Consider the following 10,494-nt stretch of genomic DNA (forward strand, 5'->3'; position numbering starts at 1 on the left):
ACTCATGTTCGTTGCTCTCGCCCTTCTTGCTGCCGTGATCGAAGCGGCGGTCGGCTTTCCCGACCGACTGTTTCACGCGATCGGACATCCGGTGACCTGGATGGCGCGCGTCATAACATGGGGTGACAGGAGGTGGAATTCGGACAACGACTCCGAGTTTCAGCAACGCCTGCAGGGCATGGTGTTGCTGCTGTTGTTGGTGGTGGCCAGCCTGCTGGCGGGACTTTTGATCTGGCGCGTCCTTCACCTCCTGCTGCCGGCGATTCTGGCGCTCGTTTTCACGGCAGTCGTGGCGAGCGCACTGCTCGCACAGCGCAGCCTCGATTCGCATGTGGTCGCGGTCGCCGATGGGCTCGAGGCAAGGGGGCTCGCAGCCGGCCGCGAGGCGGTAGCGATGATCGTGGGTCGCGATACGAAAAGCCTCGATGAGGCGGGCGTATGCCGCGCGGCTATCGAAAGCCTGGCCGAGAGCTTTTCCGACGGCGTCGTGGCGCCGCTTTTCTGGCTGGTGGTGGCCGGACTGCCCGGAGCGCTGGCCTACAAGGCGATCAACACCGCTGACAGCATGATCGGTCACAAGACGTGGCGCTACCTCCACTTCGGCTGGGCGGCGGCCCGGGCGGACGATCTAGTGAACCTGCCGGCCTCACGGCTCGCCGCCTTGTGGCTCGTGCTGGGGGCGCTGCTCCGGCCGGGCTTGTCGGCCAGTCGGGCACTCACGACGGCATGGCGGGATGCAGGCCAGCACGAGTCGCCCAACGCCGGATGGCCCGAGGCGGCAATGGCAGGCGCACTCGGCGTACGACTGATGGGGCCGCGCAGCTATGACGGCGCGCAGGTCGACGCCGCGTGGATGGGTGACGGGCGCACGATCGTGACGGCAAGGGACATCCGGGCCGCACTCTCCCTCTACCGGACGGCCTGCGGCCTCCAGATCGCGGTGTTGGTCGCCCTGCTGGCGCTCATCTGGCTGGTGTGATTCGGGGTTCACGAGCGAGCGCCAGGAGCCGGTCGCAGTCGACATGTCTCTCGATGTGGTCGGCAAGCTGGTCTAGCGTGGCTTCGACGTCGACCTCGTAGTCGAACGCCGAAGCAATTCCGCCGAGACGGTTCAGCCAGGCGCGGCGTTGACGGTCGTCGGACAGGAAGCCGTGAACATAGCAGCCAACGATGCGGCCATCCTCGCTCATCGCACCCTGATCGTAGCCGTTGCCAGGGCGCAGCAGCGGCCGGACGGTGCCGGTCGTCCGGCCGACATGCATTTCATAACCCTTGAAGGGCACGCCCGCGGCCGTCTCGCCGGTGATCTCGACCAGCACCTTGTCGCCCTCCAGAACCGTGTCGACCGGCAGAAAGCCCAACCCCTCGACCGCGGCCGAATGGCCTTCGATGCCTTTTGGATCAGCGACGCTGCGGCCGAGCATCTGGTAGCCGCCGCAGATCCCCAGCACATGACCGCCGCGCCGCACATGCGCCTGGAGGTCGATCTGCCATCCCGCCTGTCGGAGCGCGGCAAGGTCCGAGATGGTCGCCTTGGATCCCGGCAGGATCACCAGCGCTGCGTCGCCGGGAATGGGTTGGCCCGGTCGTACGAAGACGAGATTCACCGCTGGATCGAGCCGCAGAGGATCGAACTCGTCGAAGTTCGCGATGCGGGGGTAGGCCAGCACGGCGATCTTCAGGCCGTCGCCAGGCGCTGCCATCGGCAAGCCCAGCGCATCCTCGGCCGGCAGACGGTGCGCGGCGTTGAAGTAGGGCACGAGACCCAGCGCCGGCCAGTCTGTTTTGGCCGAGATCGTCTTCAGTCCGTCGTCGAACAGCGAGGGATCACCGCGGAAGCGATTGACGATGAATCCCACGATCATCGCCGCGTCGGCAGGATCGATCACCGCCTTTGTCCCGACCAGGCTCGCGATGACGCCGCCGCGGTCGATGTCGCCCAGCAGCACCACGGGCACGCCCGCAGAGCGGGCAAAGCCCATGTTGGCGATGTCGGTGTCGCGCAAATTCACCTCTGAGGCCGAGCCCGCACCCTCCACCAGCACGAGATCGGCCTCGGCGGCGAGCTTGCGGAAGCTTTTGAGCACGGCGCCGAGCAGCTGCGGCCTCATCGCCTGGTAGTCGCGGGCCTTCGCGCTGCCCACCACCTTGCCTTGCACCACGACCTGGGCGCCGATCTCGCTCTGGGGCTTCAGCAAGACCGGATTCATGTGCACGGTCGGCGCCACTCGCGCGGCACGCGCCTGCAACGCCTGGGCGCGTCCGATCTCGCCGCCGTCGGCGGTCACGGCGGCATTGTTCGACATATTCTGCGGCTTGAATGGTCGCACGCCGAGGCCACGTCGTGTGAAGGCGCGAGCGAGCCCGGCGACGATCAATGACTTGCCGACATCCGAGCCCGTACCCTGGACCATGAGGGCGCGTGCCGTCATCAGAACTCGATGCCTTCCTGTGCCTTCACCCCCGCTGCGAAGTGATGCTTCACTGGCATCATTTCCGTCACGAGATCGGCGGCCTCGACCATCTCCTGCTTGGCGTTGCGGCCGGTGACGACGATATGCTGGTCGGAGCGCCGTGACTGCAGCACCGCCACCACCTCCTTCACGTCGAGGTGGTCGTAGCGCAGCGTGATGTTGAGTTCATCGAGCACGATCAGCCGGATCGACGGATCGGCCATCAACTTCTCTGCCGCGGCCCACGCCCGCTTCGCCGCCTCGATGTCGCGTGCACGATCCTGCGTTTCCCACGTGAAACCCTCGCCCAAGGTGCGCCATTCGACCTGATCGCCGAAGCGTTCAACGGCGGCGCGCTCGCCCGATTGCCACATCCCCTTGCCGAACTGCACCACGCCGCAGCGAAATCCATGGCCGAGGGCGCGCAGCATCAGTCCGAAGGCTGCCGTCGATTTACCCTTGCCCTTGCCGCTATGCACGATCAGCAAGCCCTTCTCGATGGTCTTTCCGGCGACCTCGGCATCCTGGACCGCCTTGCGATGAGCCATCTTGGCCTTGTGTCGTGCCTCTTCGTCGTTTGCTGTCGTCATGCAGCCAAAATGGACGGCAAAGCCCTTGTCAGCAAGCCGGCCGAACCTTATCAAGCTGACGACGGTTCCCCACGGGGATCAAAAGGGAACGTGGTGAAGGGTGGCAATGCTCCAATCCACGGCTGCCCCCGCAACTGTCATCGGATAGCCAATGGCCGGCATACCACTGGGAAACCGGGAAGGTGGCCAGGGGCGAAGATCCGGGAGCCAGGAAACCTGCCGTCGCTTTGCTTTCTGCAATCGGATCGCCGGAGGGGCGATCGAGGAGGATGATATGGCCAGCACGTCCATACCGGTAGTCGGATCGACGGAACGACAGGAAACCCTCAAGGCGGCCTTGGTCGCGGCTTTGCTTGGCGTCGCATTGGTATTCCTGACCGGCTTCGCTCACCCTCAACTGCTTCATAATGCAGCACACGACACTCGGCACAGCTTGAGCTTTCCCTGCCACTAAGGCGGCGGGAATGCTCGCAAGGATTTTGTCGGTCGGGCTGCTGGCCGGGCTTGTGGCCGGACTGCTGGTTGCAGCTCTCCAGCAAGTGACCACCACACCGCTGATCATCGCCGCGGAGGCTTTCGAGACCAAGGCGCCAGCGCCCTCTCACGCTGATGCACGGAAGGCCGACGACCATGGCGCCCATGAGCACGACGAAGGCTGGAAGCCCGCCGACGGGCTTCCTCGCTTTTTCTACACCTCGCTTGCGACCGTCGTGACCGCCATCGGCTTGGCGCTGGTCTTGCTTGCTGCGATGGTTGCGGCTGGAGAGCGGATCGATGAGAGGCACGCGATCGCCTGGGCAATCGCGGGCTTCGTCGCGTTCGGGCTCGCACCGGCCGCCGGCCTCGCGCCAGAGCTGCCGGGGAGCGCCGCAGGTGACCTCGTAGCGCGGCAGATCTGGTGGGTCGGTACGGCCTGTGCGACGGCGATTGCCATCTGGATGTTTCTCAAGACGGAGAAGGCGTTGTTTCGCGTTCTCGCGCTCGCCGTTTTGGTCGCGCCTCACGTTATCGGCGCGCCCCAGCCGCATGAGCTGGAGAGCCGGGCACCTGCCGAATTCGCGGCAAGGTTCGCGGCGCTCTCCCTTGCCGTGCAGGCCTGCCTTTGGCTGCTTGTCGGAATAGCGGTCGGGCTTCTGTGGCCGAGACTGGCACCCAAGCCGGCGACTTGAGGTCCGCGAAAGCACCGCGCACGACTGTACATTGGTCAGGGTTCAGCAATATGAGCGAGTCGGCCGTCACGGTATTCGTCTGCGTTTCGTGCCGTCGCTGGCGCGCAGATGGCGAGGCGTTCGATCAGCCGGGTCACGCCCTCGCGTCGGAGCTGCGACTGCGGCTGCGGGAAATGTCGGGATCGGATGTCGGGATCGTGGACGTGGATTGCCTGGCCGTATGCACTCGTCCGTGCACTCTCGCGCTTGCCGGCACCGGCAAGTGGACCTACGTGATCGGCGACCTCGAACCCGAATCGCATGTCGAGGAGATTATTGCTGCGGTCAAGAGCTTCGCCGCCTCGGAGAACGGCATCATCGCGTGGCGGGAGCGGCCGCCGTCGTTTCGCAAGGGCGTTGTCGCCCGGGTCCCGCCGCGCCCTTCCAGACTGGAGCCAGTTGAGCCATGACCTCGTTCGTCAAAGTGCCCTGCACCATCGTCACGGGCTTTCTCGGCGCGGGCAAGACCACGCTCGTGCGCCATGTGCTGCAAAACGCCAAAGGCCGGCGGCTGGCGGTGATCGTCAATGAGTTCGGCGATGTCGGCATCGACGGCGACATTCTGAAGAGTTGCGGGGTCGAGAGCTGCCCGGAAGAGGCGATCGTCGAGCTTGCCAACGGTTGCCTCTGCTGCACCGTCGCCGACGACTTCGTCCCGGCGCTGAAGGGCTTGCTGGGCCGTCCATCGCCGCCCGAGCATATCGTGATCGAGACTTCGGGCCTCGCCCTGCCCAAGCCGCTGGTGAAAGCCTTCAACTGGCCCGAGATCGCCTCGCGCGTCACGGTAGATGGCGTGGTGACGGTCGTCGACGGAGCCGCCGTCGCAGCTGGTCGTTTTGCCGACGATGCGGAGGCGATTGCCAGACAGCGCGCCAACGACGTATCGCTCAATCACGATAATCCCCTCGAGGAGGTGTTCGAGGACCAGCTTCTGTGCGCCGATCTCGTCATCCTGAACAAGGCCGACCTGATCTCCGAGGAGCAACGCCGGAACGTGGCCAGAGAGATCGCCAGGACCGTGCCGCGTGCAGTGAAGGTCGTGGAGGCCGAGAACGGCCAGGTGCCGGTGGCGGTGTTGCTGGGGCTCGGCGCGAAGGCTGAATCCGATCTCGCCCGCCGTCCCTCGCATCACGATGCCGAGGGCGAGCATGATCACGACGATTTCGACACTTTCATTATCGATCTGCCGTCGTTCAAGTCGCCGCAGGCCTTGATCGAGCGGCTTCAGAAGGCGGCGACCGCACACGACATCCTGCGGGTGAAGGGTTTCGTCGACATCGTCGGCAAGCCGATGCGGCTTTTGGTGCAGGGTGTAGGCGCGCGGCTCCAACATCAGTTCGATCGCCGCTGGACGACGGGCGAAACACGCCAGGGGCGGCTGGTCGTGATCGGCGAGAAGGGTCTCGATAAAGCGGCCATCGCGGCGCTCGTCGCGGGCTGACGGAAAGAGGATATGCACGTCCTGGCGACACAGCTTGCGAGTCTGGACGAGGCCGACGTTGCGGTCGATCTCGGCCAGTCGCCGGCTGACGTGGTCGTGCTCTCCTTCTCTGACAGCGATCTTTGCGCTTTGGCCTCGGCCTGGCTGCAGGAGGCGGACGTCTTGCCGGCCCTTCGGCTCGCGAGCCTGAGGCAGTTGAAACACCCGATGTCGGTCGACCTTTATGTCGAGCAGGTCATCGCCGACGCGCGCGCCGTGATCGTGCGCTGTCTGGGCGGTCTCGACTATTGGCGGTATGGGCTGGAACGCATCGCCGATTTGGCGCGCGACAACGGCATCTTGTTCGCGGCGCTGCCTGGCGACGACCGAGCCGATGCGCAGCTTTCGTCGATGTCGACCATGCCGGTCGCCAAACTTGCCTTGCTCGATCGCTTCTTCCGCGAGGGCGGTCCGGACAACTTGCGACAGGCGCTGCGCTGCCTCGGCTCCATGCTGGGCCTCGATACCCCGTGGTCGCCGCCGGTGCCTGTCGGGCCGATCACTGTCCTCGGCAACGGAGCCGATGGCCGTCCGACAGCCCTGATCGTCTTTTATCGCGCCAACCTTCTGGCCGGTGACACGGCACCGATAACGGCCTTGATGGAGGCCCTCGATCGTCGGGGCCTGGCACCGCTTGCAGTTGCCGTCGGCAGCCTCAAGGACCGTGCTATCGAAGCCGAGCTCATGCGGTTGATCGACGAGCAACGGCCTGCGATCATCCTCAATACAACTGCCTTCTCCGCGCTGCGCGACGACGATACCACCGTGCTTGATGGAGCCGACGTGCCGGTCCTGCAGGTCGTGCTGTCGGGCAGCACGCGGGAAGCATGGCGCGACTCGGAGCGCGGGCTGTCGCCGGCGGATATCGCCATGAACGTCGTGCTGCCCGAACTCGACGGCCGGCTGCTGACAAGGGCAATCTCCTTCAAGGCCAAGACGCCGGCGGATCCGCGGCTCGAATTCGGGACGGTCAGGCATGCGCCCGATCCGGACCGCATCGACTATGTCGCCCGGCTCGCCGCCGCCTGGGCGAAGCTGCAGCGGACACCGCGGGCCGACCGGCGGCTGGCGCTGGTTTTGTCGGATTATCCCGCACGTGGTGGTCGTACCGGCTATGCCGTCGGGCTCGATACGGCGGCGAGCGCGGACGAAATCCTGCGACTGCTGGAGGCCGAAGGCTACGATAGCCATTCAGCGACTGGCGGAACGGAGGCGTTGCTGCGTGCGCCGGCCGAATACATCGAGATCCCGCTCGGTTTCTACAGGACCTGGCTTCAGGCCTTGCCCGACGCTCTGCGGCGCGCGCTCCGCGAGACATGGGGCGAGCCGGCCGAAGATTTCCGGTTACCGGCCCGCCGTTGCGGGAAAGTGCTTGTTCTGCTTCAGCCGGATCGAGGCAGCATGGGCGATCGCAAGTCGGGCTATCACGACACCAACTGCCCGCCACGCCATGCCTACCTTGCGCTCTATGCCTGGTTGCGCGAGGTCGAGAAGATCGATGCCCTCGTCCATCTCGGCACGCACGGCACGCTGGAATGGCTGCCGGGCAAGGCGCTGGCGCTTTCCGGTGAATGCTGGCCCGAGGCGGTGCTGGGCCCGCTGCCGGTGATCTATCCGTTCATCGTCAACAATCCAGGTGAAGCGGTGCAGGCCAAACGTCGTCTGGCCGCCGTTACCATTGGCCACCTGACGCCGCCGCTCGGGCCGGCAGGCCTGCACGGTCCGCTGGCGGCAATGGAAGGCATCATCGAGGAATATGCCGCTGCCGACGGGCTCGACCGCCGCCGCCTGCGCCACCTCGAGGAGGAGATCGTCGAGCGCGCCTGGAGCAACGGCTTGGCCGCCGATTGCGGACTGGTGCGCGACGAGCCGGCACGGGCGGCGATCGCCAAGCTCGACGCGCAGCTATGCGACATCAAGGAGCTCAGCATCCGCGACGGCCTGCACATTTTCGGGCGAGCGCCCGATGCGAAGGCCGCCGCCGCTCTGACCGAGGCGATCAAGGTGCCAGAGTCCTCGTTGCATGCCTGCGTCGGATCGGAGCGTCGTGGCCTGGTGGCGGCGCTCGACGGCCGTCGTGTCGCGCCCGGGCCTGCGGGCGCCCCGACGCGCGGCCGCGCCGACGTGCTGCCGACCGGACGTAATCTCACCTCGATCGATCCGCGCGCCATCCCGACGCGCGCGGCGGCGGCGATCGGCAGACGCGCCGCAGACGAGGTCGTTCGCCGCTACCTGCAGGACCATGGCGACTATCCACGTTCTCTTGTGATCGATCTCTGGGCCTCGGCCTCGCTGCGCACCGGCGGCGACGATCTTGCCCAGGCGCTCGCCTATCTCGGCGTCCGCCCGACCTGGGACAAGAATTCGAGCCGCGTGATCGGCATCGAGGTGCTGCCGATTGCTGCTCTCGACCGACCGCGCATCGACGTCACGCTGCGTATCTCGGGTCTGTTCCGCGACATCTTCGAGACCCAGATCGCGCTGTTCAACGTGGCCGTTCAGCGCGTCGCCGCACTGGACGAAGACGCGACGGACAATCCGCTGGCCGAGGCGCGGCACCACGGCACCGATCTCGCTCGCGTGTTCGGTGCGGCGCCCGGCAACTACGGCGCGCGGGCGGGCGATCTCGCTCTCGACGGAACATGGCGGACTCGCGAGGAGCTGGGCGCGGCCTATCTGTCCGCCGTGACGCACGCCTATGGCGGCGCCGAATCCATGCGAGAGGCAAGCGACGGATTCCGCAGTCGCGTTTTCGGCGCCGATCTCCTCGTCCATCCGCAGGACGATCGCGAGCGCGACATTCTCGATGGCGATGGCGTGGCCGACTTTGCCGGCGGCTTTGCCGCGGCAGCGGCGTTGCTCGGCAACCACCCGGAACTTTACCACCTCGACACCAGCCGGCCCGAGACGCCGAAAGCGCGGCGGCTGGCCGAGGAAGTCGCGCGCGTGGTGCGCGGTCGGCTCACCAATCCGCGCTGGCTCGCCGGTATGCTGGCGCACGGCCATCGCGGCGTGGCCGAGATCGCGCAGGGCGTCGATGCCCTCTATGCCTTCGCCGCGACCGCGCAGGCGGTGCCAGGCCACCTGTTCGATGCCACCCACGCAGCCCTGATCGCCGACGAGGCGGTCCTGTCGGCCATGCGGCACAAGAATCCGGGCGCCGCCAGCGCCATCGTAGACCGTTTGAAGGACGCCTTGTCACGCGGCCTGTGGGTGACGCGGCGCAATTCGGTCGCGGAGGAGCTCCAGCGCGCCTCGAGGAGCGAATCGTGACTCTCGCGGCGACCATCGAGATCAGAGGATGGTGTCCGGGCGCGCTGCGGCCGATGGCAAGCGGCGACGGGCTGATCGCGCGGGTAAAGCCGTGGTGCAGCGCCTTGACGCTCGATCAGGCAAGCGGACTTGCCGACATTGCGGGGCGGTTGGGTAACGGCCATATGGACATCACGCGCCGCGCCAATCTCCAGATCCGCGGCCTTCGTGAGCTAAGGCTCACCGAGCTCCATCGGGCGCTCGGCCGGCTCGACCTGCTCGATCCCGACGCCGAGACCGAAGCCGCGCGCAACGTCATGGTCGGGCCGCTCGCCGGTGCCGAGGGGCGCGCCCTTGCATCGGCGCTGACCGGAGCCCTGACGGCCGACCGCCGGCTTGCCGGCCGCCTGCCGGCGAAATTCGGCTGGCTCGTCGATGCCGCCGGCCCGCTTTCGATTGTCGGTGAACGGGCGGACGCCGCGCTCTGTCTCCTGCCTGCTGGCGTGGCGCTGCGGGTTGACGGGCAATGGCGAGGCATCGCCCGTCGTGACGAGGCGGTGTCGGTCGCACTCGCGATGGTCCAGGCGCATCTCGAAGGCCGAGAGTTTCCGGCACCTGCGAGGATGGACATTGTTCCAACACCGGGCCGGCGGAGGCTCGGTGCCGTGGCGGCGGAGGCATTCGGTGTCGCGGCGCCGTTCGGCCGGCTCGAGGCTTCGCAATTGCATGGTCTTGTCGCACTGGCGGCGAAGGCGGGGGCTTCGGCGCTGCGCCTTTCGCCTTGGCGGGCGGTCTATGTCGACGCCGTGATCGAGGGTGCAGGCGAGCTTGGCTTGATCGAAGATGACGAACATCCGCTGCTGCGCGTCGACGCCTGCCCGGGGAAGCCGGCCTGCTCGTCGGCCAGCGTCGATACGCGCCGCGATGCACAGCGGCTATTGGCGATGGGCTTCGACGGCAGCGTCCATATCTCGGGCTGCGCCAAGGGATGCGCCCGTTCGGCGGCGGCCGATGTGGTGCTGGTGGGAAACAATGGCCGATACGGCGTCATCCGAAACGGGACGACGCGCGACCTTCCACAGCGGACGATCGATCCCGATGATCTCCTGGCGGCACTGCATGGCTGACCGCGCCTACATCCGCGATGGCGGAGAGATCTATCGCCGCTCCTTCGCCATCATCCGCGCCGAATCCGATCTCGCGCGCTTCACCCCCGTCGAGGAGCGCGTCGCCGTGCGGCTCATTCATGCCTGCGGCATGGTCGAGGTCGCCCGCGATATCGTGATGTCCCCCGGCTTCGCGGACAATGCGCGCTGGGCGCTGATGGGCGGCGCGCCGGTCTTCTGCGACTCGAGGATGGTTGCCGACGGCGTCACCCGCGCGCGCCTGCCGGCCGGCAACGAAGTGATCTGCACACTGGACGATGCCGGCGTGCCGGAACTCGCACGCACGATGGGCAATACCCGCAGCGCCGCGGCGATGGAGCTGTGGCGGGACAGGCTCGCAGGCGC

General features: G+C 66.7%; 10 protein-coding genes and 1 riboswitch. Of the genes, 8 read left to right on the plus strand and 2 right to left on the minus strand.

Going from position 1 to position 10,494, the window contains the following annotated elements:
• Positions 1 to 4: 4 nt before the first annotated feature.
• Positions 5 to 979 carry an adenosylcobinamide-phosphate synthase CbiB gene (gene cbiB, locus VH499_RS06415; protein ID WP_332051869.1) on the plus strand — a complete coding sequence of 325 codons (975 nt, stop codon included), beginning with the start codon at positions 5 to 7 and terminating at the stop codon, positions 977 to 979.
• Here cbiB and VH499_RS06420 read toward each other — a convergent pair.
• Both VH499_RS06420 and cobO read right to left on the minus strand, forming a co-directional pair.
• Complete coding sequence (locus VH499_RS06420; protein WP_332051870.1) at positions 963 to 2,432, minus strand: cobyric acid synthase; 1,470 nt, start codon at positions 2,430 to 2,432, stop codon at positions 963 to 965. The genes cbiB and VH499_RS06420 overlap by 17 nt on opposite strands.
• Positions 2,432 to 3,043 (minus strand): cob(I)yrinic acid a,c-diamide adenosyltransferase, encoded by a 612-nt coding sequence (gene cobO, locus VH499_RS06425; protein WP_332051871.1) that lies wholly within the window; start codon positions 3,041 to 3,043, stop codon positions 2,432 to 2,434. Before cobO ends, VH499_RS06420 begins: the two co-directional genes overlap by 1 nt.
• A gap of 45 nt (positions 3,044 to 3,088) precedes the next feature.
• A riboswitch (cobalamin riboswitch) is annotated at positions 3,089 to 3,282 on the plus strand.
• A 35-nt stretch (positions 3,283 to 3,317) separates the two neighbouring features.
• Here cobO and VH499_RS06430 point away from each other — a divergent pair.
• The 7 genes from VH499_RS06430 to VH499_RS06460 all read left to right on the plus strand — a co-directional run.
• Positions 3,318 to 3,497 (plus strand): CbtB domain-containing protein, encoded by a 180-nt coding sequence (locus VH499_RS06430; RefSeq protein ID WP_332051872.1) that lies wholly within the window; start codon positions 3,318 to 3,320, stop codon positions 3,495 to 3,497.
• A gap of 10 nt (positions 3,498 to 3,507) precedes the next feature.
• Positions 3,508 to 4,212 carry a CbtA family protein gene (locus VH499_RS06435; RefSeq protein ID WP_332051873.1) on the plus strand — a complete coding sequence of 235 codons (705 nt, stop codon included), beginning with the start codon at positions 3,508 to 3,510 and terminating at the stop codon, positions 4,210 to 4,212.
• Between the two features lie 50 nt (positions 4,213 to 4,262).
• Complete coding sequence (locus tag VH499_RS06440; RefSeq protein ID WP_332051874.1) at positions 4,263 to 4,661, plus strand: DUF1636 domain-containing protein; 399 nt, start codon at positions 4,263 to 4,265, stop codon at positions 4,659 to 4,661.
• Positions 4,658 to 5,692 carry a cobalamin biosynthesis protein CobW gene (gene cobW / locus VH499_RS06445; RefSeq protein WP_332051875.1) on the plus strand — a complete coding sequence of 345 codons (1,035 nt, stop codon included), beginning with the start codon at positions 4,658 to 4,660 and terminating at the stop codon, positions 5,690 to 5,692. Before VH499_RS06440 ends, cobW begins: the two co-directional genes overlap by 4 nt.
• A 12-nt stretch (positions 5,693 to 5,704) precedes the next feature.
• Positions 5,705 to 9,004, plus strand: a complete 3,300-nt coding sequence (cobN, locus tag VH499_RS06450) for a cobaltochelatase subunit CobN (RefSeq protein ID WP_332051876.1) — start codon at positions 5,705 to 5,707, stop codon at positions 9,002 to 9,004.
• Positions 9,001 to 10,110 (plus strand): precorrin-3B synthase, encoded by a 1,110-nt coding sequence (locus VH499_RS06455; RefSeq protein ID WP_332051877.1) that lies wholly within the window; start codon positions 9,001 to 9,003, stop codon positions 10,108 to 10,110. Before cobN ends, VH499_RS06455 begins: the two co-directional genes overlap by 4 nt.
• On the plus strand, positions 10,103 to 10,494 hold a 392-nt coding region (locus VH499_RS06460; protein WP_332051878.1), incomplete at its 3' end, for a precorrin-8X methylmutase. The genes VH499_RS06455 and VH499_RS06460, both read left to right, overlap by 8 nt.

The sequence above is a fragment of the Reyranella sp. genome (genome assembly GCF_036558665.1).
Classification (GTDB): domain Bacteria; phylum Pseudomonadota; class Alphaproteobacteria; order Reyranellales; family Reyranellaceae; genus Reyranella.